The 20157-nt window shown below is 64.7% G+C and carries 19 protein-coding genes; 12 read left to right on the top strand and 7 right to left on the bottom strand.

The window, feature by feature from the left end; translation table 11 throughout:
* Window positions 1-323: 323 nt before the first annotated feature.
* Both AC3CD9_RS19615 and AC3CD9_RS19620 read right to left on the bottom strand, forming a co-directional pair.
* On the bottom strand, window positions 324-1001 hold the full coding sequence (locus tag AC3CD9_RS19615; protein ID WP_488365692.1) for a hypothetical protein: 678 nt from the start codon (window positions 999-1001) through the stop codon (window positions 324-326).
* On the bottom strand, window positions 998-1873 hold the full coding sequence (locus AC3CD9_RS19620) for a CPBP family intramembrane glutamic endopeptidase (RefSeq protein ID WP_488365693.1): 876 nt from the start codon (window positions 1871-1873) through the stop codon (window positions 998-1000). Before AC3CD9_RS19620 ends, AC3CD9_RS19615 begins: the two co-directional genes overlap by 4 nt.
* 230 nt (window positions 1874-2103) lie before the next feature.
* On the opposite strand from AC3CD9_RS19620, the gene AC3CD9_RS19625 reads away from it, so the two are divergent.
* Both AC3CD9_RS19625 and AC3CD9_RS19630 read left to right on the top strand, forming a co-directional pair.
* Window positions 2104-2724, top strand: a complete 621-nt coding sequence (locus tag AC3CD9_RS19625; protein ID WP_488365694.1) for a TetR family transcriptional regulator — start codon at window positions 2104-2106, stop codon at window positions 2722-2724.
* 341 nt (window positions 2725-3065) lie between these two features.
* On the top strand, window positions 3066-3266 hold the full coding sequence (locus AC3CD9_RS19630; RefSeq protein WP_488365696.1) for a VOC family protein: 201 nt from the start codon (window positions 3066-3068) through the stop codon (window positions 3264-3266).
* Between the two features lie 28 nt (window positions 3267-3294).
* On the opposite strand, the gene AC3CD9_RS19635 is transcribed toward AC3CD9_RS19630, so the two are convergent.
* Window positions 3295-4455: a GAF domain-containing protein gene (locus AC3CD9_RS19635; protein ID WP_488365697.1), complete on the bottom strand. Its 1161-nt coding sequence runs from the start codon at window positions 4453-4455 to the stop codon at window positions 3295-3297.
* Between the two features lie 156 nt (window positions 4456-4611).
* Here AC3CD9_RS19635 and AC3CD9_RS19640 point away from each other — a divergent pair, with 156 nt between their 5' ends.
* Window positions 4612-6432, top strand: a complete 1821-nt coding sequence (locus AC3CD9_RS19640) for an NAD(P)/FAD-dependent oxidoreductase (RefSeq protein WP_488365698.1) — start codon at window positions 4612-4614, stop codon at window positions 6430-6432.
* A 193-nt stretch (window positions 6433-6625) separates the two neighbouring features.
* Here AC3CD9_RS19640 and AC3CD9_RS19645 read toward each other — a convergent pair whose 3' ends face one another.
* A complete protein-coding gene (locus AC3CD9_RS19645) occupies window positions 6626-7147 on the bottom strand; it encodes a TetR/AcrR family transcriptional regulator (RefSeq protein ID WP_259358756.1) in 522 nt (173 codons plus the stop codon).
* Between the two features lie 189 nt (window positions 7148-7336).
* Here AC3CD9_RS19645 and AC3CD9_RS19650 point away from each other — a divergent pair, with 189 nt between their 5' ends.
* Window positions 7337-8896 (top strand): MFS transporter, encoded by a 1560-nt coding sequence (locus tag AC3CD9_RS19650; RefSeq protein WP_488365699.1) that lies wholly within the window; start codon window positions 7337-7339, stop codon window positions 8894-8896.
* Window positions 8893-9576: a DUF4166 domain-containing protein gene (locus AC3CD9_RS19655; RefSeq protein ID WP_488365700.1), complete on the top strand. Its 684-nt coding sequence runs from the start codon at window positions 8893-8895 to the stop codon at window positions 9574-9576. The genes AC3CD9_RS19650 and AC3CD9_RS19655 overlap by 4 nt, the downstream gene beginning before the upstream one ends.
* Window positions 9577-9736: 160 nt before the next feature.
* Here the strand turns inward: AC3CD9_RS19655 and AC3CD9_RS19660 are convergent, their stop codons facing one another.
* From AC3CD9_RS19660 to AC3CD9_RS19670, 3 genes are read right to left on the bottom strand one after another with little or no spacing between them, the layout of a single operon-like run.
* On the bottom strand, window positions 9737-11284 hold the full coding sequence (locus AC3CD9_RS19660) for a tripartite tricarboxylate transporter permease (RefSeq protein WP_488365701.1): 1548 nt from the start codon (window positions 11282-11284) through the stop codon (window positions 9737-9739).
* Window position 11285: 1 nt separating this feature from the next.
* Window positions 11286-11960 (bottom strand): tripartite tricarboxylate transporter TctB family protein, encoded by a 675-nt coding sequence (locus AC3CD9_RS19665; RefSeq protein WP_488365702.1) that lies wholly within the window; start codon window positions 11958-11960, stop codon window positions 11286-11288.
* Entirely contained in the window at window positions 11957-12994 is a 1038-nt protein-coding gene (locus AC3CD9_RS19670; RefSeq protein ID WP_488365703.1) for a Bug family tripartite tricarboxylate transporter substrate binding protein, read from the bottom strand. Before AC3CD9_RS19670 ends, AC3CD9_RS19665 begins: the two co-directional genes overlap by 4 nt.
* A 189-nt stretch (window positions 12995-13183) precedes the next feature.
* On the opposite strand from AC3CD9_RS19670, the gene AC3CD9_RS19675 reads away from it, so the two are divergent.
* From AC3CD9_RS19675 to AC3CD9_RS19705, 7 genes are all read left to right on the top strand, one after another.
* A complete protein-coding gene (locus AC3CD9_RS19675; protein ID WP_488365704.1) occupies window positions 13184-15520 on the top strand; it encodes a S9 family peptidase in 2337 nt (778 codons plus the stop codon).
* Window positions 15521-15786: 266 nt separating this feature from the next.
* On the top strand, window positions 15787-16764 hold the full coding sequence (locus AC3CD9_RS19680; RefSeq protein ID WP_488365705.1) for an ABC transporter substrate-binding protein: 978 nt from the start codon (window positions 15787-15789) through the stop codon (window positions 16762-16764).
* A 145-nt stretch (window positions 16765-16909) separates the two neighbouring features.
* Complete coding sequence (locus AC3CD9_RS19685; RefSeq protein WP_488365706.1) at window positions 16910-17893, top strand: ABC transporter permease; 984 nt, start codon at window positions 16910-16912, stop codon at window positions 17891-17893.
* Between the two features lie 5 nt (window positions 17894-17898).
* Window positions 17899-18690, top strand: coding sequence for an ABC transporter ATP-binding protein (locus tag AC3CD9_RS19690; RefSeq protein ID WP_167193932.1), 792 nt, complete (start codon window positions 17899-17901; stop codon window positions 18688-18690).
* A gap of 149 nt (window positions 18691-18839) precedes the next feature.
* Window positions 18840-19439, top strand: a complete 600-nt coding sequence (locus AC3CD9_RS19695) for a TetR/AcrR family transcriptional regulator (protein ID WP_482401423.1) — start codon at window positions 18840-18842, stop codon at window positions 19437-19439.
* Window positions 19436-19795, top strand: a complete 360-nt coding sequence (locus AC3CD9_RS19700; RefSeq protein ID WP_139906975.1) for a DMT family transporter — start codon at window positions 19436-19438, stop codon at window positions 19793-19795. Before AC3CD9_RS19695 ends, AC3CD9_RS19700 begins: the two co-directional genes overlap by 4 nt.
* Window positions 19792-20106 (top strand): DMT family transporter, encoded by a 315-nt coding sequence (locus AC3CD9_RS19705; RefSeq protein ID WP_259358748.1) that lies wholly within the window; start codon window positions 19792-19794, stop codon window positions 20104-20106. The genes AC3CD9_RS19700 and AC3CD9_RS19705 overlap by 4 nt, the downstream gene beginning before the upstream one ends.
* Window positions 20107-20157: the final 51 nt, after the last annotated feature.

The following is a 20157-nucleotide window of genomic DNA, read 5'->3' on the forward strand; positions in this document are numbered from 1 at the left end:
CTCGCCATTGATTGTCGTAGGCAAACGAGCAAAGCACCGGCGTCGAATTTCGGCGGTCGTCCACTTTTGCTGTCGCGCTTCTTGCGAGTTGCGATCTGGTCCTTCTTCCCCGCGATCACCGCTCAGATGCCGCGGCACTCGGATATCAGCCCGCACCTGCGGCCGGATCGATCCGTCATGGCTCTGTCCACCAGTGACTTCCACTGCCAGCGGGCCGACCTCTGCCGTCGACGGCGTGATGGATCTTCGTTGTCAGTCCACAACGTGAGCGTCCGATCCAAGCAGGGGTTCCACACGGTGAGGCGGCTGCGAAAGCATTCTCATCATGTTGCAGCTGAGTCGATCAGCCAATGGTGACGCAGTCGTGTGGCTCGTTCGTATCCGGCCAGTAGTCCGGCCAGGATCATTGCGATGTTTGCCCAGGCGGGAAGCCTCACCGGTGAGTTGAACGTTCCGATATGCTCGGCAACCGGTGGTATCGCGGTGATCGACTCGACACCTTGCAGGATGCTCAAGCTCAGAGCGAAGAGCAGAACCACCAGCGAGACGAGCCCCACACCTCTGCTCAGCGCAGGATGCCGGTCGGCGAACTTCGCGCGGCGTCCTTCCTGTGATCGAGGGTCAGGGTGCAGCATGTGCTCAGCGCCGTCGTCGGGGATGTAGTGCATGCGTTTGACGCCGAATCCGCTGGTGGCGACCTGGATGGTCCCGCCGGGCACGGTGAAGATGGTGGGCACATTGGATCGGGCGATCTGCACCCCGTCCCGGTACAGCGCGGCGGGAGCTGTGCCCTTACCCGCTTCATGGTCGGACTTGGATTTCGCGTCGGTCATGTGGTGCACGTCCACCGCATAGAGGTGCGGTGGGCCGGTCTGGTCGATCAATCGGATGTAGAACAGGCACCTGCTGAGCAGTTGCCACCAACGGAAGGGCTTAAGACGGCTTCCGTCGCCTTGCCTGACTTTGCCCATCTGCCACCGGCGCTTGAAGTTCCTGATCATCGGAGGTCCGCTTTCCGGGAGCGTTCGCGCCACCAGACCGCGCCCACGGCGGCCACGTTGACCGCAATGAGGATGAGGTAGGAGGGACTGCCGGCACCGGCGGAGCGCTCGAAGACCGGTGCCTCGCCGGCGGCGAGCGTGGTGTTCAGGACCGAAGTGACGAGGTTGTTGGCCACATGGAAGGCGACAGGCGCCTCTATGCCCCGACTGATCACCGCCATCACGGCGGTGCCGACGCCTACAACCGTGAAGTAGGCGAACAGCCACGGGTCCGCGGAGCCGTGGAGGAGGGCGAACAGGATGCTCGAGATCACGATGCCGATGGCGATGGCCGGGCGCACCGCCCGAACCCACGAAGCGATCGCGGGCATCATGGCGCTGCGGAAGATCAGCTCCTCGCCGGCGGACTGCAACGGCGAAGTGAGCACCGACACAGCCAGCAGCGCCCACGTCGTCCCGCTGAGGCCGAACCCCATCCAGCCGGTTGTCTCGGGCGCTATCATCGCTGTTGCCCCGGCCCCGACCGCGACCAAGACCACGGAGAGGGCGCCGTAGACCCAGAGTCGGCGTACGTCGAAGGTCCGCGGGTAGCTGAGCAGGCTACGCCACGGGACCTTCGCGAGACGCGCGGTCACGATGAGCGCGATCAGTGCCGTCACTGCGACGCTGAGGTTGTTCGCGAGCTGGATCGTCGGAGTCATGTCCGGGGTCAGCACTTGGTCGCGGCCGTCGATCAGTGCGGAGGCTGCGTAGAAGGCGACCTGCATCCCGAGGAACAGGACCAACAGCCCGGGAACGAGCAGCAACGGCTTCCACCAGGCCATGCTCAGATGAGCGCCGAAAGCGCGGGTGGTGTGCGGTGAGGTCGGCATGGTCATCCCCCTGCGGTCTTGTCGCAGCGATGGCGGCGCGGGCGCTGCGCGCGCTCGCGAACTGGCTGAAGGCGCATCTCGGTGTGCCGGCGAGACGATGGCTGGATCACGGTGCCTCCTCGCCACTCAACGACTCACCAACACACTGTGTTGGTTGAACACCGTAACACTAACACAGTGTGTTAATACGGTGTGTTGCTAGAGTGGATTGGTAGGAGGGGTGAGGCCGGATGACCGACCAGGAGGAGATCAGCACTCGCGAGCGGATTCTCGCGGCGGCCGCGGCGATCCTCGGCGAGGAGGGCATGGCGGCGAGGCTCAGTGTTCGCAGGGTCGCCGCACGAGCTGGGGTGAGCGCAGGGTCGCTTCGTCACCATTTCCCCACCCAGCAGGCGCTCCGCGATGAGCTGATGGGGCGCATCTACGACTGGGTAGTCCCCGCAGAGCGCATCCGTGACACCTCGATTCCTGCACGGGAGCGGCTGGTCGAGTGTCTGCGCGAGGTGCTTGGGTCGGCCAACGTCGGTCAGCAGGCACGCGACGCCATGACCGCCCTGACCCGGGAGTTCATCGCCGTCGAGCAGACCGCCCCGGTGCGCGAGGCCTATCTGGCGATGGAGCGCGACGGCCAGCGCCGTGTAGAGGACTGGCTGCGCGTGCTCGCCGACGAGGAGGTTGTCGCCGCAGACGACATCCCCCGCCGGGCCCGCTTTCTCAACACCGTGCTCGAAGGACTGGCCCTGAAACGGGCGCTGCCGAGCGAGGACACGATCGCCCAAGCGGAGACGGAGACCTTGTACGCCGCGGTCGACGCGGTCCTCTGGCCGGAGAGCTGGCCTCCACCCGGGTGAGGGGGTGGCATGTCCGCGGTGCGACCAGATGACCTCGTTCGTGCCCTGCCTCCGCGTCTGCGACCTTATGTCGGCGACTGCGTCGGCTACGACATCGCGGGCGTGCCCGCGGGGACGCATCTCGGTCTGCACTCGGGAGCGCTGACATTCATCGCCGCGATCGGCGAGCCTCTGTGCCTGGTCGATCCAGGGACGGAGGAGAGCGAGAGCTTCGACGTGGTTTCCCGGTCTCTCGCAGTCGAGCTCCATAACAGGGTCGGTGCGGCGCAGGGCCGGCCGAGTCGGTTCGACGCCATCGATGATGTGCTTATCATGTGCCTCGGCGAGTTCTCGTTTCTCCAATGCGCGGCGCACGAAGTTCGGGGTCGGTGTATCCGGCCGCCGACAACGTCCGCGAACTCCACGCGCGGGCGATCGCCGCCGGTGCCACCGAGGTCATGGGGCTGACCGAACAGGCCTACGGATCGCTCGACTTCAGCATCCAGGATCCCGAAGGTGTGCTGTGGTCGATCGGCAGCTACCGCGGGGCGGACTCGGAGTGAGCCGGCGGAATGAACCTGCCGGACCGCATCACTCCACCCGCGCGTCGACGCCGTCGGCCCACCGATAGGGCCGGGTGGCGAGGAGGGCTCCGACCGACCGGCGCAGCCGCGAGACCTCGGCGCGGACGGTGACCACGTGGTCGCCGTCCCCGTAGAGGCGCTGGCTGAGGTCAGCGGCACTGATCCCGGCCAGCCCCGCCGAGGTGACCGCCGCTAGAATCTGCGCCCTCCGTGGCGTGAGCGGAACGACCAGAGGTTCGGTGCCGGAATGGATATCCAGAACGGGCGGATCTTGCTTCGTCCGCAGAGTCACAGAAGCTCGACGATCGCCGCTGGGCCGCAGCAGCCATCCACCGGCGATCTTCTCCGGCAGGCACAGACCGGCACCGGGGATGAGGATCGAACGGTCGGCGGCCGGCACCTCGATGCGGTCGCGGCTGCGTACTCCCTGCTGATAAGCCACCCATCCTGCATCATCGACGACGAGGGCCGGACCGGACGTGCCGGCGAGCATCGCCGACATCCGATCGCGGAGTGTGTTCAGCGCCTCCTGCTGAGCGATCATCAGCCGAGCCTCGGCCAGACGCACCGCCGTCGTCACCAACGACTGCACCGCAGGATGAAGAGTCATCGCCGGGCCGCTGATGTCGACAACTCCTAAGAGGGTCCCGACATGCGGGTCGTGGACGGGCACGGCGCTGCAGTACCAAGGGTGTTGAGACGCCTCAAAATGTTCGGCGGAGAAGAGCTGGACGGGTGCCTCCTCGGTCAGCGCCGTGCCGATGGCGTTCGTGCCGACCTTGGCTTCGGACCAATGCGCTCCCTCGACGAATCCGAGCTCATCGGCTTGCCGTCTGGCGGAAGCCGCACCATCTCGCCACAGAATGACTCCATCGGCATCCGTGACGACGAGGATGAACGGCGCGGCGTCGGGAGCCCGCAACAGTACTGAGCGCATCTCATCGACGACCAGTCGCAACTGCGACTTCCGGCGTCGAGTCTCCAGCTCGGCCTCATCGGCGACGATCCGCGCATTCGCGCCATCCGGGTCCAGCCCCAAGCGCAGCATCCGATCCCACGAGCGCCTGACCAGCGCGCGCGGTTGCACCGGCGGCGAAGCCCCGGTGATCACAGCATCGTGAATGCGTGTCAGATCTCTGGCGAGATGCGCCAGATCCGGCTGAAGCATGCCTTGAGTATAAGACGGGAACGCACCCCTGACCATGGGGTCGAGGCGTCGGTGAGAATCCCGGCACGGCGTGGGCCATGCAATCCGATGCAACTCTTCCGAGCTGGGAGTGCCCGGCCTAGTTTGGAGTCACTGAACTCAATGAGGAGGAGTGACATGACAACGACGCTCGACCGTCCCCAGCTGACCGCCGACGACATCGCGATGAGGTGGCTGCAGGACTTCGAATCGGCGCTCAGCCGCCGGGACATCCCTGCCGCAGCCGGACTGTTCGCCACCGACAGCCATTGGAGGGACCTCGTGTCCTTCACCTGGAATCTCAAAACGGTGGAGAACCCCGACGGAGTCACCGACCTGCTCACACACAATCTCGACCGGGTCTCACCGGAGGAATTCGAACTCAGCGAACCGGCGGCAACCGCTGACGGAGTGACGGAAGCATGGTTCACCTTCACCACCTCGGTGGGGCGTGGCAAGGGACTCGTCCGCCTCGTCGATGAAGACGGCATCAAGGCCTGGACCGTGCTCACCTCGCTGCAGGAGATCACCGGACACGAAGAGCCGCGCGGCACCCGCCGGGTCAAAGGTGCCGAGCACGGCGTCGATCCCGAGCGGAAGAGCTGGTCGGAGAAGCTCGCCGAGGAGGACGCCGCCTGGGGCGCGACTGCCGACCCATACATCCTCGTCGTCGGTGGCGGACAGGGCGGGATCGCCCTCGGCGCTCGCCTCCGCCAACTCGGGGTGCCGTCCCTCGTCATCGACCGGTGGGAGCGGCCGGGTGATCAGTGGCGGTCGAGGTACAAGTCGCTGTGCTTGCATGACCCGGTCTGGTACGACCACCTTCCGTACCTGAAGTTCCCAGACAATTGGCCGGTGTTCGCACCGAAGGACAAGATCGCGGACTGGTTGGAGTTCTACACGAAGGTGATGGAGATTCCGTACTGGTCATCGACCACAGCTGCCTCGGCGAAATACGACGAAGTGGAAGGCCGGTGGACGGTCGAGGTTGACCGGAACGGGGAGAAAGTCACCCTGCGGCCGACCCATCTGGTGATGGCCACGGGCATGTCGGGTAAGCCGAGCATCCCCACGTTCCCGGGCTCGGACATCTTCAAGGGCGAGCAGCAGCACTCCTCGCAGCACCCGGGCCCCGACGCTTATGCGGGCAAGAAAGTCGTCGTCATCGGCAGCAACAACTCCGCCTTCGACATCTGCGGCGCTCTGTACGAGAACGGCGCCGATGTCACGATGGTGCAGCGATCGAGCACGCACATCGTCAAGAGCGATTCGCTCGTGGAGATCGCGATGGGGGACCTGTACTCCGAACGCGCGCTGGAGAACGGCGTGACGACGGAGAAGGCGGATCTCATCTTCGCGTCACTGCCGTACCGGATCATGCACGAGTTCCAGATCCCGCTCTACGACCAGATCAAGGAAGCAGATAAGGACTTCTACCAGCGGATGGAGGCCGCCGGGTTCGACCTCGACTTCGGCGACGACGAGTCTGGTCTGTTCCTCAAGTATCTGCGCCGCGGTTCGGGCTACTACATCGATGTCGGATCCGCCGAGCTCGTCGCCGACGGCAAAGTGAAGCTGGCCAAAGGGCAGGTCGACCACCTCGCCGAGGATGCCGTCGTCCTCTCCGATGGGACTGAGCTGCCGGCTGACCTCGTCGTCTACGCCACCGGCTACGGTTCGATGAACGGCTGGGTCGCGGACCTCGTCGACCAGGAGACTGCAGACAAGGTCGGCAAATGCTGGGGACTGGGGTCGGAGACGACAAAGGACCCGGGCCCGTGGGAAGGCGAGCAGCGCAATATGTGGAAGCCCACCCAGCAGGAGAACCTGTGGTTCATGGGCGGCAATCTGCACCAGGCCAGGCACTACTCGCTGTACCTGGCGCTGCAGCTCAAGGCCCGGCACGAAGGCATCGAGACTCCGGTGTATGGGCTGCAGGAGGTTCATCACCTGAGCTGAGCTCGGGGTGAATCCGGCTCTTGGAGGTCGGGTGGACGCTCATCGGTGGGCGAAATGGTCACGTTCTGTTGCTCGGGACGTGACCATTTCGCCCACCCAAGGCATCTAGTAGGGAAGTGCATCTGCCGGGGAGGTGCGCAGATCGTAGGAGAAGTTGCACTAGGGGCCCAGGAGCCCCAGGCGCGTAGGTGTCTTAGAGCCCCAAACGCGTGAGCACTCGCTTCACATGGTCGAGAGCCTCGTCCTGCGAGAGTCCGAAGTTCTGATTGAAATACATGCCGTCGCCGATGAGCTGAATCGTCATCGCCAGATCAGCATCGCCGAGGTGGTTGTTGAGAGCGTCGAACCACGCTTCGCGTGTGCGACGCAGAGCCGCCTTGGCGTCCTCGTTCTCGAGAGCGAGACAACCGGCGGCGATGAGGCTGCGGTCCAGGGGAGTGCCGACCTCGGCTGAGGTCTCGAGGTAGTAGTAATGGAGGCGCTCGCCGGCGGCCTTCATCTCCTCGACATCTTGGTCGACCAGCTGGTCGAGGCGTTCCAGGCTGCCTTTGATGAGCTCGGCCTTCGACCCGAAATGATAGAGCAGACCGCCTTTGGAGACTCCGGCCTTCGCTGCTACTGCGTCCAGAGTCGCTCCGGCTGTGCCGTGTTCGTCGAGGAGCGTATCGAAAGCGTCGAGCAGCTTCTCCTTGGTTGCGGTCGGATTGCGTGCCATGACCCTGAGCCTAGTCCATGGCTGTACTCACGGGACGGACGTGTGCCTGGTGTTCTGCCCGCTGGGCATGCAGGAGACCTCTCGGATTTCTCGCGCGGCCAGGCCTGTATCTGCGCAGTTCCTGAACATCTCGGTCGCAGCACGCCAACCGCTTTTCAACTGTACCGTCCAGACGGTACAGTTGATAGCATGACGACGACACTGACTCCACAGCTGCGCGCCGGACGGCGCGAATGGGCCGGACTGGCGGTGCTCATGATCCCCGTGCTGCTGATCTCCATCGACAACACCGTCCTCGGCTTCGCGATCCCGGCAATCAGCACCGGCCTGCATCCGACGGGCACGCAGCTGCTGTGGATCGTCGACATCTACGCGCTCATGCTCGCCGGTCTGCTGGTGGCCATGGGCAGCCTCGGTGATCGGGTCGGACGTCGCAAGCTGCTCATCATCGGGTCCGTCGGCTTTGGTGCGGCCTCGCTGCTCGCGGCGTTCTCCACCTCCGCCGAGATGCTTATCCTCGCCCGCGCCCTGCTCGGCATCTTCGGCGCTACCCTCATGCCCTCGACGCTGTCGCTCATCCGCAACATCTTCGACCATGACAAGGACCGTCGCATCGCGATCGCCACCTGGGCCGCGATGTTCTCCGGCGGTGCCGCTCTGGGGCCGATCGTCGGCGGCTTCCTGCTCGAGCACTTCCATTGGAGCTCGGTCTTCTTCATCAATCTGCCGCTCATCGCGCTCTTCATTCCCGCTGCCGCAATTCTGCTGCCCGAATCGCGCGACCCGAACCCGGGCCGCTTCGACCCGTTCTCCATCATCCTGTCGATGCTCGCTCTGGCCCCGCTCGTCTTCGCCATCAAACACAGCATGGCGTCCGGCGCCGACTTCCTCTTCTGGCTCAGCCTGTCCGTGGCGATCGTCGCCGGTGCCAGCTTCGTCCTCCGCCAGCTCGCTACTCCGAACCCGATGCTCGACGTCCGTCTGTTCGCGAACTCCGTGTTCACCTCGGCGGTGGTGTCGAACCTGCTGAGCATCATGGGACTGGCAGGGTTCCTCTACTTCGGCACCCAGCTGCTCCAGCTCGTGCTCGGACTCTCTCCGATCGACGCCGCCCTTGTGCTCATCCCGGGACTCATCACCTCGGTCGCGGCCGGCTACCTGGCAGTGCCGCTCATCGCCCGCTTCGAACCGCGTGTCGTCGTACCCTGTGCGCTCGCGCTCAACGCCATCGGCATGGGCATCATCGCCTTCACCTCCGAGCACTCGGTGATGGGAATGCTGCTCGCCTTCCTCATCCTCGGCATCGGACTCGGCACCGCCGAGGTCATCACGAACGACCTCATCCTCGCCGCGGTTCCCGCTCACAAGGCCGGAGCCGCCTCGGCGATTTCGGAAACCGCCTACGAATTCGGGTCCGTCATGGGCACGACCGTGCTCGGCGGACTCTCGACCTTCATGTACGGATCCGCGCTGCAGTCTGCGATCGGGGACAAAGCGGACAGAGCTCAGTTCGATACGCTCGGCTCCGCCCTCGAATACGCGTCGGGGCTGAGTGATGCAGCCGGTGAGCGAATCACCGAGGCGGCCGTGACGGCCTTCGACTTCGGCGTGCAGTGGGCCGCCGGTGCGGCCGTCGTCCTTGTCCTCATCGCCGCCGTGCTCACGAGCTTCGGTCTCAAGGGGGCCGGGCGACTGCTGCCGGGAGCTGCCGCCGGTGCCAAAGCGGATGCCCTACACTCACAGGCATGAGCGCTGAGACCCGATCCCCGTACGAACGGGCGCTCGGGTCCCGGACCGCCGAACTCCACCCAGTCCTCAGGCGATACTTCGCGGTGATCCCTCCCGGCGCGGTGGGTGTCGGTGAAGGTGTCTTCGAATCGTTCGGCACCCAACGGCGGTGGCTGTGGCCCGTCCTCGCCATTGCGAAACGGTGCGGTGTGATCGTGCCGGGTGTGCACCGCGAGGTTCCTTTTCGCGTAGAGAACCGAACGGAAGACGGTGAGCAGACGGCGACGCGGACGATGAAATTCGACGACGGTGATTGGTCGATGGTCGATGCGGTGTCGTTCGTCCCGCGCGGATCCCGATCCGAGGTAGGTGGAGCAGTTCCGTGCGACTCTCAGGGCGGAGTCGTCGACGTGCTGGGGAAGCCGTCCATCGTCGAGGCGGAGTTTGCTGTTGACGTGGTCAATGGGGGATTGCGACTGCGCAGCCGCCGAATCGCGCTACGGGTAGGTGGGTTGCGGCTGCCCATGCCGTTGGCGCTGCGACCGGTCGTCACATTGAGTGAGCGATTCGACGACACCCTCGACCGGCAGAGAGTCGAGCTCAACGTCGACGTACCGCTGATCGGACGTGTCTACGAGTACTCCGGCACTTTCACCTACCGCATCGTGAGCGAATACCTGCGTTCGACGAGGGGCAATTGAGCGATTCGGGCAGTCGGCGAAGGTCGTAAATGCCCTCGATCAAGCAGAAGCGCGGATATCGGGACTTAGACGTCTCGATATCCGCGCTTGGCCTTGAACGGCGGTTAGTTGGCTGGCGAACCGCGCTGCGCCTTGAACGACGGCTGGGCGCCGCGCTAGTTCAGAGGTTGACCGACTCCGCGGAGTTCGATGCCTTCGACGTCGTCTGCTTCTGCCGTTTGCGAGCCAGCACTCGGCCGATGCCGGTGTAGACAAGAGCGGCGATGAGCACGAGGTAGATGACGATCGTGATCGGCGAGGACACCAGAATCGACGCATCACCGCCGGAGGCCAGCAGGGAGTCGCGCAGGTTCGACTCGGCCAGGGGACCGAGCACCATGCCGATCATCAGCGGAGCCAGCGGCACACCGTAGCGCTTGAGCACGAAGCTCAGCACTCCGATGCCCAGCAGGATGAGCAGCTCGAAGGTCGAGGCGGACGTCGCATAGATGCCCAGGCCGCAGAAGACCGCGATGCCGCCGTAGAGGTACGGGTCCGGGATCTTCAGCAGCTTCGCCCACAGGGGAGCGAACGGCAGGTTGATGATGAGCAGCACGATCATCGCGACGAAGAAGCTCGCCAGCAGACCCCACACGAGTTCGGGGGAGCGGTCGAAGAGCAGCGGACCGGGCTGGATCCCGTACTGACGGAAGGCCGCAAGCATGATCGCCGCCGTCGCCGAGATCGGCAGACCCAGAGCCAACAGGGCACCCATGGCAATGCCCGTCGTCGCCGATCCGGCCGCCTCGGGGGCGGCAAGACCACGGATCGCACCCTTGCCGAACTGCGGATCCTTCCGACGGGAATCGAGCTTGCGCTCCAGACCGTAGGCCATGAACGTCGGAACATCGGCACCGCCGACAGGAATGACGCCGAACGGCAGGCCGATCGCGGTTCCACGCAGCCACGCCGGCAGAGCTTCACCGACCTCCTTGCGGGAGAGGAAAGGCCGACCCGAGGCGTTGATCGTATTGTCCTTGGTCTGACGGCGGATGCGGGAAGCGATGAAGAACACCTCGCCCAGCGCCAGCACACCCACGGTCACCGTGACCAGGGAGACTCCGTCGAAGAGCTCGGGCACGCCGAGGGTGAACCGCTCAGTACCCGAGACCGAGTCGATGCCGATGACGGTGAAGCCGATGCCCAGGACCAGAGCCGTGAGCCCCTTGAGCACCGAATCGGCCACCACCGAGGAGGTGGCGACGAAGGCGAACAGGGCAAGAGCGAAGAACTCGGCCGGGCCGAAGCTCGTCGACAGCTCCGCCAACGCAGGAGCGACGAAGACGACGAGGAAGCAGGAGATGAACCCGCCGATGAACGCGCCGATCGCGGCCGTCGCCAGAGCCTGCGGGGCCCGCCCGGCCTTGGCCATCTTGTGGCCTTCGAACGTCGAGGCGATCGCCGAGGCCTGACCAGGGGTGTTCATGAGGATGGCCATCGTCGAGTCGCCGAAGAGCCCGCCGAAGTAGACGCCGGCGAACATGATGAACGCACCCGTGGGATCCAACGCAAAGGTCATCGGCAGCAGCAGAGCCACGGCCATCGACGAGCCCAGGCCCGGCAGCACGCCGACAGCGGTGCCGAGGAAGCAGCCGACGAGGACCCACAGCAGGTTCATCGGCGTCAGAGCGTGTGTGAACCCTTCGAAGAGGGACATGAGAGCGTCCATATCAGAAGCCACCTCCCAGAATTCCCGAAGGAAGGTTGAGGCCCAGCATCACCGCGAAGGCGATGTAGACCAGGGACGAGAACGTCAGTGCCAGAGTGAGATCGAACAGCGGCTTCTTCGAGCCCATCGACCGGGCCACGCACCAGAACAGCAGAGCGGCGGCGATGATCCACCCAGCGAATTCGAGGATGAGGGCGAAGGCCGCGAAACCGCCCGCACCCCAGGCCAGGGACACGAAGTCGCTGTGGGTGCGGTGCTTCGCATCGGCCTTGCGGGCAGCGGCGAGAGCCTGACGGTCTTCTTCCGGCTCGTCTTCCTCATGAGGGGAGAGCCGCGAGGCCGCGACCGCTGAGGTGACCGGAGTCGAGAACGCCTTGTCCTCCTCGGCCGCGGCCGGCAGCTCGTCGTCGACGTCGACGGGTTCCGGATTGCGGATATAAGCGACGACCAGCAGGATCGTCAGCGCGTATCCGACGAGCATGATGATCGTCGGGAAGAACTGCGGACCGGGTTTGTCCGCGTCCGGGGCGACGTCCATGGTGAGGATGCCGATGAGCAGATAGGTCGAGAACGCTCCCATGATGAGGGGGACGATGAGCCCCGACCGTCCCTGCCACCAGGTGCCCGCGCCGAGGTGGCCCGTCCTGTCCGTGTGCGTTGTCGTCTGTGCGCTCACAGTCCCAACTCCTTCAGCAGCTTCTCCACTCGGGAGGTGTCTTCTTTGACGAATTCGGCGAACTCGTCGCCGGTCTGCCAGACGTCGGTCCACTTGTTTCGGTCGAGAGCGTCCTTCCACGCCGCACTGTCACGGGTCTTCTGCAGGATCTCGAGGAGCTGAGCGGAGTCGTCGCCGGTGATGTCCGGTGCTCCGAGCCAGCCGCGCCAGTTCGTCAGCGTGACCTCGTATCCCTGTTCGGACATGGTCGGCACGTCGTCGAAGCCATCGATGCGTTTGGGGGCGGCCACGCCGATGGCTTTGACGCGTCCGGCCTCGATCTGATCGGAGACCTCGTTGAAGCCGCAGGAGGCGAAGTCGGTGGTGCCCGAGAGCAGAGTCTGAATGGCCTCACCGCCGCCGGACTTCGGGATGTAGGTGATGTCGGAGGCGGGGATCTTGCCGAGCAGCGCCAACTGAGCGATGGTCAGGTGGTCGACCGAGCCGGCCGAACCGCCCGTCCACACGAATCCCTTCGGGTCCTTCTTCCACGCGCCGATGACGTCGTCGATCGTATTGTGCGGGGAATCCGCTGCGGCGATGAGCACGTCATAGTCCTCGGCCACGCGGGCGAGCAGAGTCGTGTTGTCGAATCCGACCGGCGACTTGTTCAGCGCGATCCCGCCGACCATGGCGGTGCCGGTGGCCAGGATCGTGTCCGACTGGCCGTGCATGGTCGAGAATTTGCCGAGGCCGATGGTGCCGCCGGCGCCCGGGATGTTGACGACCTGGGCATTGTTGGCGAGCCGGTCGACGCGCATGGCCTGTTGGGTCTCGCGGGCGAATCCGTCCCAGCCGCCGCCGGCGCCGGCCGGAGCGATGAGGGTGAGATTCGATGACAGGTCACCCTTCGCCGAGGCGGCCTTGACTGAGTAGGTCGTCGCCGTTCCGATCGCCGCCAAGGCGATCGCCCCATAGGCGATGCGACCGAAGGTTCGTCGCGAGGGATGAGAGGATTCCGACACGGAATCCCCGGGAGGTGGCGCCTTTGGCACGGGCTTCTCCTTTGAAGGCAGGTGTGATGTGAGACTCACCTTAGAGGTTCCTGAGCGCCGACTGCGAGGTTGTGCTCACTCTGCGCGTTCTGCTCATTGAGTGCGTTGAGTGCATTCTGCTCAGAGTGAGTCGGCGACGATACCTCGGTCGGGTGCCGGGGTTTCTGGGCCGACGGCTAGGCTGGCGCTATGAGCGAAACTTCCGGCACAGACCCCGCAGCTGCGACGACCGCGACCCCGGCATCGGCACCGGTGGCGAAGAAGGTCCCGTTCGAGCGCACGCATCACGGCCATACTTTCGTCGACGACTACGAATGGATGCGTGAGAAGGAGTCTCCCGAGGTCATCGCCCACCTCGAAGCAGAGAATGCCTGGACGAGCGCACAGTCTGCTCACCTCGAAGGGCTGCAGAACTCGATCTTCACCGAGATCAAGACACGCATCAAAGAGACCGATATGTCCGTGCCCAGCCGGCGCGGGAACTACTGGTACTTCTCCCGCACGAAGGCCGGACTCGACTACGGAATCAGCGTCCGAATCCCCATCTCGGGCCCCGACGATTGGACTCCGCCGGAGGTCGGCGAAGAGCCTCTGCCCGGCGAAAAGGTCATCTTCGACTCGAACGTCGCCGCAGACGGTCAGGAGTTCTTCTCCCTCGGCTCCTTCTCACTCTCCGACGACGGCAGTCGGCTTCTCTACGGTGTCGACACCACCGGCGACGAACGCTATACCCTCCGACTTCGCGATCTGGCCACGGGGGACGACCTCGCCGACACGGTCGACGGCACCTTCTCAGGAGCCTCCCTCGATCCGAGCGGCCGCTTCGTCTTCTACACCACCGTCGACGACGCCTGGCGACCGGAGAAGGTGTGGCGCCACGTCGTCGGCACCGACAGCAGCGACGACGTGTGCATCTTCCATGAACCCGATGAGCGCTTCTTCGTCGGATCGGGCTTCTCGCGTTCGGGCCGAATGATGTTCGTCGTCACCGGATCGAAGACGACTACCGGATACTGGAGCATCAGCGTCGACGACCTCGAAGCCGAACCGCAGGAGATCTGGCCCCGCGTCGACGGCGTCGAATACAACGTCGAGCACGCCGTCATCGGCGGTGAGGACCGCTTCCTCATCACCCACAACCGCAATCGTGCCGACTTCGAACTCGTGGATGTTCCGGCCGCCGATCCGACCGGACCCGGTCGCGACGTCATCGAAATCGGTGCAGACTCCGAGGGGAATGCGGAACCTGTAGCCGACGCGGAGTCTGGGGCTGAGACGGAGTCTGCGGGGAAAGCGGAGCTGAGCATCAACGATCTGCGCATCGAAGATGTCGACGCCTTCGCCGACTTCATCGTGCTCAGCTACCGTCGCGGCGGCTTTGCGCGCGCCGGCATCATCCGCTTGGGTGATTCCTCCTCTCCGTTCGCACCGCTGCAGGAGCTGCCATTCGGCCGGGAGACCGGGTCACTCTACGTGGGCAACAACCCCGAGTTCGTGCAGACGAGCATCCGACTGCATTTCACCTCCATGTCGACACCCGCCGTGATCTATTCCCACAGCGTTGCAGACGGCACTGACACGGTTCTCAAACGTCAGCCCGTTCTCGGCTTCGTCGACCTGGACGCCTACACCGAAACCCTGCTGTGGGCGAAGGCCGAAGACGGCACCGATATCCCGATCTCGGTCGTCTTCCGCAAGGACCTGCACCGTTCCGACGGCCACGGCGGTCCCGCCTCAGCGAAAGAGGGGGCAGGCGACGGCGGGGATGCGACGAACGGAAGTCCCGCCTCGGCGAAATTCGAGCCGGCACCGCTGCTCCTCTACGGATACGGCTCCTACGAAGCGAGCATGGACCCGTACTTCTCGGTCTCCCGGCTGTCCCTGCTCGACCGCGGCGTCGTCTTCGCCATCGCCCACGTGCGCGGCGGCGGCGAAATGGGCCGACACTGGTACGACCAGGGCAAGACCACGGCGAAGAAGAACACCTTCACCGACTTCATCGACGTCGCCCGCCACCTCATCGACACCGGGTGGACGAGCCCGGACCGGCTCGTCGCCAGCGGCGGATCGGCCGGCGGCCTGCTCATGGGTGCGATTGCGAACATGGCGCCTGAGCTCTTCGCCGGGATCAGCGCCGAAGTGCCGTTCGTCGACGCCCTGACCTCGATCCTCATGCCCGAGCTGCCGCTGACCGTCATCGAATGGGAGGAGTGGGGAGACCCGCTCCATGATCCGCAAGTGTATGAGTACATGCGCTCGTACTCTCCCTACGAAAACATCACCGAGGCGGCCTACCCGCAGATCTTGGCCGTGACCTCGCTCAACGACACCCGAGTCCTCTACGTCGAACCCGCGAAATGGGTCGCCCGACTCCGTGAAGTCGGTGCGAACGCCCTGCTCAAGACCGAAATGGTCGCCGGGCACGGCGGAGCATCGGGGCGCTATGACGCGTGGAAGGAGATCGCGTTCGAGTACGCGTGGATCCTCGATGTGCTGGGACGATCGGATGTCGAAATAGAGCCCTGAGGGGACGACTGTCGCCGCAGATAACGATACTGGGACGATTGTCTCCAAAACCCGGATTCGGCACCCGGCGTCAGTGCCGGGCCATACAGTGGATATCATCACATTCGACGTGATGCGCGTCATGATCTCAGGACGGTCTGAGTGACGGCGGCGCATCATTCATCTGCATTGCCGTCACTATTACTTGCGCGCGAGGAGCGGCGGTGTCGAATGCAGAATTCGTGACGGATCCGCACCGGCGGACCGAAATTCCGAAAGGGAGAAGAATGCGTCTCAGGAAAGTGGCCACAGCGATGGTGGCAGTCGGTTCGATTCTTGTGGTTTCGGCCTGCGGAGGCGGCGAAGGCGGTGGCGGCGAGGGCGACTCGTACTCCATCGGCGTCTCCCAGCTCGTGCAGCACCCGGCGCTCGACGCCGCGACCGAAGGCTTCAAGAAGTCCTTCGAAGACGCCGGCGTCGACGTCGAATGGGACGTGCAGAACGCCCAGGGCGAACAGGCCAACGCGACCTCGATCGCCCAGCAGTTCGCCAACGACGACCTCGACCTCGTGCTCGCCGTCGCCACCCCGGCCGCTCAGGCCGCGGCCCAGGCGATCACCGACAAGCCCGTGCTCTTCACCGCCGTCACCGACGCAGAAGAGGCCGGCCTCGTCGACAGCAATGACAAGCCCGGCGGCAACGTCACCGGCACCTCCGACCTCAACCCGGTCGAAGAGCAGCTCAAGCTGGTCAAGGACGTCAAGCCCGATGCGAAGACCGTCGGCATCGTCTACAGCTCCGGTGAGGTCAACTCGCAGGTCCAAGTCGATCTCGCGAAGAAGGCCGCCAAGGACCTCGACGTGACGATCAAGGAAGCGACGATCGCGAACTCGGGTGAGCTCGCTCAGGCCGTGGATTCGCTCGGCAAGGTCGACGCCTACTATGTGCCCACCGACAACAACGTCGTCTCGGCAGTGTCGACCATGGTCCAGGCGGCAGAGAAGAACAAGGCTCTGCTCGTCGGGTCGGAAGCCGGCCAGGTCGAATCCGGTGCGGCGATCACCCGCGGCATCGACTACACGAAGCTCGGCGAACAGACCGGCGAAATGGCACTGAAGATCCTCCAGGACGGAAAGAAGCCCGCCGAGATGCCCGTCGAGACCAGCTCGAACCTCGAACTCGTCGTCAACCCGAAGGCCGCCAAGGCCCAAGGCGTCGAGATTCCGAAGAAGCTCGTCGACGAGGCCGACAAGGTCATCGAGTGATCGGAACCCGCCTCACCCCGTGACCCGGTGCCCGGAGTCCTGAACTCTCCGGCGGCACCGACGTCACCGGCCCCGAGGCCGTCGGCACTGAAACCGACGGCCTCGGGGCCACCACGAACCACACACCAGAAATGAACGGAAACCCATGTTCGGAGCATTGGAGCTCGGGCTCATCTACGGCGCGATGGCGCTCGGGGTCTATCTGACCTTCAAGGTCCTCAACTTCCCCGACCTCACCGTCGACGGAAGCTTCACCACGGGCGGTGCCACCGCAGCCTCCCTCATCATCGCCGGGGTCAACCCCTTCCTGGCCACAGCCGCGGCGATCGGCGCCGGACTCATCGCCGGCTACATCACCGGTCTGCTCCACACGAAAGGCGGAATCGACGGACTGCTCGCCGGAATCCTCACGATGATCGGCCTGTGGTCGATAAACCTGCGGATCATGGGGAAGGCGAACCTGCCGCTCCTGCGAGAAGACACCGTGTTCACCCCGCTGCGGGAGAACATGCTCATGGGCAGCTGGATGTCGATTGCGATCCTGCTCGTCTTCGCCCTCATCCTCAAGTTCGCCATCGACTGGTTCCTCACCACCGACCTCGGACTGGCCATCCAAGCCACCGGCAACAACAAGGAGATGATCCGCAGCCTCGGCGTCAACACCGACAATTCGACGATGCTCACCTTGGCACTGTCGAACGGCTTCGTCGCGCTCTGCGGTGCGCTCGTCGCCCAGTACCAGGGATTCTCCGACATCAGCATGGGCATCGGCCTCATCCTCGTCGGACTCGCCTCGGTGATCCTCGGTCAGGCAGTCTTCGGCAGCCGCAACATCTTCATGGCCAGCCTCGGCGCACTCCTCGGATCGGTCGTCTATCGGCTCATCATCTTCCTCGCCCTGCGTGCGGGCCTGGATACGAACGATATGAAGCTGACGACCGCGCTGCTCGTCGTCATCGCACTGCTGCTGCCCAGATGGGGATTCCTCAAACGGATCCCCTCACTGCGCGGACGCGGAAACCGCGCGGCCGCCTCGGTGCCGGCAGGAACGACCGATATGAAGGACCCCGCGGAGATCGCCGACATCCCCGCCGGCGCGACCGGCGCCCGAACCGGGAAGGAGATCTGAGACCCATGCTCAAGATCGACAACATCTCCAAGACCTTCTTCCCGGGCACCGTCAACGAACGCAAGGCGCTCCAAGGACTCTCGCTCGAACTCGACGAATCCGACTTCGTCACCGTCATCGGCTCCAATGGAGCCGGAAAATCGACGCTGCTCAACACCATCTCCGGCCGTCTGCCCATCGACTCCGGTTCGATCACCATCGACGGCGCCGAGGTGTCCCGGATGCCCGAATACAAACGGGCGAGATACCTGGGCCGCGTCTTCCAGGATCCGATGGCCGGCACCGCCCCGGACCTCACGATCGAGCAGAACCTCTCGCTCGCGCTCAAGCGCGGAAAGCCGCGTGGACTGGGGCGGGGGACGACCTCGGAGCGACGCGAGCACTTCAAGGAGGAGCTCGCCACTCTCGAACTCGGCCTCGAGAACCGGCTGAAGACGAAGGTCGGGCTGCTCTCCGGCGGTCAGCGGCAGGCGCTCAGCCTGCTCATGGCCGGATTCACCCAGCCGCGGATCCTGCTGCTCGACGAGCACACCGCCGCCCTCGACCCGCAGCGCGCGGCCCTGGTGTCGGCCCTGACGAAGAAGATCGTCGAGGCCGACGGGCTGACCACGCTCATGGTCACCCACAATATGGAGCAGGCCATCGCGCTGGGCAACCGGCTGATCATGATGCACGAGGGACGGATCATCTACCAGGCCTCGGCCGAGGAGAAGAAGGACCTGACCGTCGAGACGCTGCTCGGCGAATTCTCGAAACTCAAGGGAGCGACCCTGGGCGATCGGGCACTGCTGAACTGAACCGAGACTTCGCCGGAAGCCAGGCGAACGCCCGCAGGCAGGCCGACGGTCTGCAGGCAGGGATGAGAGGGCGGTTCGCACCGACAGGGTGCGGACCGCCCTCTCTTCCGCACTGGCGTACCTTACCAACCGGTTGGTAAAGTTAAGGCATGGCGAATGACGGACGGATGCGGATACTCAAGGCGGCGAAGGCTCTGGCCGAATCGCATGATTCGGTGCAGGGAGTGACGATCTCGCTGGAGTCGGTCGCACAGCAGGCGGGCCTGACGAAGCCTGGCTTGATGTATCACTTCCCTTCCAAGGAAGCGCTCATGCTCGGGCTCGTCGACCACGCCGCAGAAGACTGGGCACGGCGACTGCGCGAGCACACCGGGCGCCCGAGTCAGGAGCTGTCGAGCTTCGAGCGGCACCGTGCCTATGTCGCCGTGGCCACCACCGCCGAGGTTTCCCGCGCCGACTATTGGATCTTCTCCGATGCGCTCTACCACCCGAAGCTGACGCGGGCATGGAGTGAGCACCTCGGTCCGTGGTTCGACACCACCGGGCTCGATGATCGTGCGGTATCTCTGCTGACCGCGGCTCGATTCTGCGCCGACGGCGCGTGGATGTCAGAGGCGACGGGTGTCTTCCCCTCCGAGGACCTCGCCGCCGTACGCGAGCACGCCCTCGCTCTCATCGACGCCGCTGAGACCTCAACCGATACCGCCGAGGGAGCATCCGACAACACCGCTGTGGAGGTGAGCAAATGAATGCGAAACGTCTGCTGCTGCTCGTCACGGCCATCCTCGCCGAGGTGGCCGCCACCCTGATGCTGCGCGCCTCGGTTGCCGATCCGAGGTGGATCCCCGGAGTCGTCGTCCTCTACGCCACAGCCTTCTTCATCCTCGGGCTCACCCAGCGGCTGGGCATGCCGCTCGGAGCCGTCTACGCCACCTGGTCGGCCAGCGGAGTCGCCCTCGTCGCCGTGCTCGGTGTCGTGTTCTTCGGTGAGCTCCTGAGCATCGGCGCCATCATCGGCATCGCTCTCATCATCATCGGGGTCATCCTCGTCGAATCCGGCACTCCCGAGGAATCCGAGACCGTCGACGCGGAGGTGACCGAATGAGCTGGATGTGGTTGGCCCTGTCGATCCTCAGCGAAGTCGCCGGCACCTTGTGCCTGCGCGCCAGCGCCGGACTGCAGCGCAAGATCTGGTTCGTCCCCGTGGCGATCAGCTACACCGCGGCCTTCTTCTTCCTCAGCCGCACCCTCGCCGAGGGCATGCCCCTCGGCGTCGCCTACGGCCTCTGGGCGGCGTGCGGAGTCGCACTGGTCTGTCTGCTCTCTCGAGTGATCTGGAAGGATCCGCTGACGCGGAAGGCGCTCCTCGGGATCGGCTTCATCACCGTCGGCGTCATTCTCGTCGAAATCGGCTGACCCGGTCTTTGCTGGGAATTTATTGTGAAGCCGCAAGGAAGCTGTTATCGT

It is taken from the genome of Brevibacterium sp. MGP-B1, assembly GCF_057766545.1.

Excerpts from the sequence above, each read along its gene's own strand:
- AC3CD9_RS19675 (WP_488365704.1), top strand. The coding sequence starts at position 13,184 with ATGAGCGAAACTTCCGGCACAGACCCCGCAGCTGCGACGACCGCGACC.
- AC3CD9_RS19620 (WP_488365693.1), bottom strand. The coding sequence starts at position 1,873 with ATGCCGACCTCACCGCACACCACCCGCGCTTTCGGCGCTCATCTGAGC.
- AC3CD9_RS19625 (WP_488365694.1), top strand. The coding sequence starts at position 2,104 with ATGACCGACCAGGAGGAGATCAGCACTCGCGAGCGGATTCTCGCGGCG.
- AC3CD9_RS19685 (WP_488365706.1), top strand. The coding sequence starts at position 16,910 with ATGTTCGGAGCATTGGAGCTCGGGCTCATCTACGGCGCGATGGCGCTC.
- AC3CD9_RS19630 (WP_488365696.1), top strand. The coding sequence starts at position 3,066 with ATGCGCGGCGCACGAAGTTCGGGGTCGGTGTATCCGGCCGCCGACAAC.
- AC3CD9_RS19635 (WP_488365697.1), bottom strand. The coding sequence starts at position 4,455 with ATGCTTCAGCCGGATCTGGCGCATCTCGCCAGAGATCTGACACGCATT.
- AC3CD9_RS19655 (WP_488365700.1), top strand. The coding sequence starts at position 8,893 with ATGAGCGCTGAGACCCGATCCCCGTACGAACGGGCGCTCGGGTCCCGG.
- AC3CD9_RS19700 (WP_139906975.1), top strand. The coding sequence starts at position 19,436 with ATGAATGCGAAACGTCTGCTGCTGCTCGTCACGGCCATCCTCGCCGAG.
- AC3CD9_RS19615 (WP_488365692.1), bottom strand. The coding sequence starts at position 1,001 with ATGATCAGGAACTTCAAGCGCCGGTGGCAGATGGGCAAAGTCAGGCAA.
- AC3CD9_RS19680 (WP_488365705.1), top strand. The coding sequence starts at position 15,787 with ATGCGTCTCAGGAAAGTGGCCACAGCGATGGTGGCAGTCGGTTCGATT.
- AC3CD9_RS19690 (WP_167193932.1), top strand. The coding sequence starts at position 17,899 with ATGCTCAAGATCGACAACATCTCCAAGACCTTCTTCCCGGGCACCGTC.
- AC3CD9_RS19650 (WP_488365699.1), top strand. The coding sequence starts at position 7,337 with ATGACGACGACACTGACTCCACAGCTGCGCGCCGGACGGCGCGAATGG.
- AC3CD9_RS19695 (WP_482401423.1), top strand. The coding sequence starts at position 18,840 with ATGGCGAATGACGGACGGATGCGGATACTCAAGGCGGCGAAGGCTCTG.
- AC3CD9_RS19645 (WP_259358756.1), bottom strand. The coding sequence starts at position 7,147 with ATGGCACGCAATCCGACCGCAACCAAGGAGAAGCTGCTCGACGCTTTC.
- AC3CD9_RS19660 (WP_488365701.1), bottom strand. The coding sequence starts at position 11,284 with ATGGACGCTCTCATGTCCCTCTTCGAAGGGTTCACACACGCTCTGACG.
- AC3CD9_RS19640 (WP_488365698.1), top strand. The coding sequence starts at position 4,612 with ATGACAACGACGCTCGACCGTCCCCAGCTGACCGCCGACGACATCGCG.
- AC3CD9_RS19705 (WP_259358748.1), top strand. The coding sequence starts at position 19,792 with ATGAGCTGGATGTGGTTGGCCCTGTCGATCCTCAGCGAAGTCGCCGGC.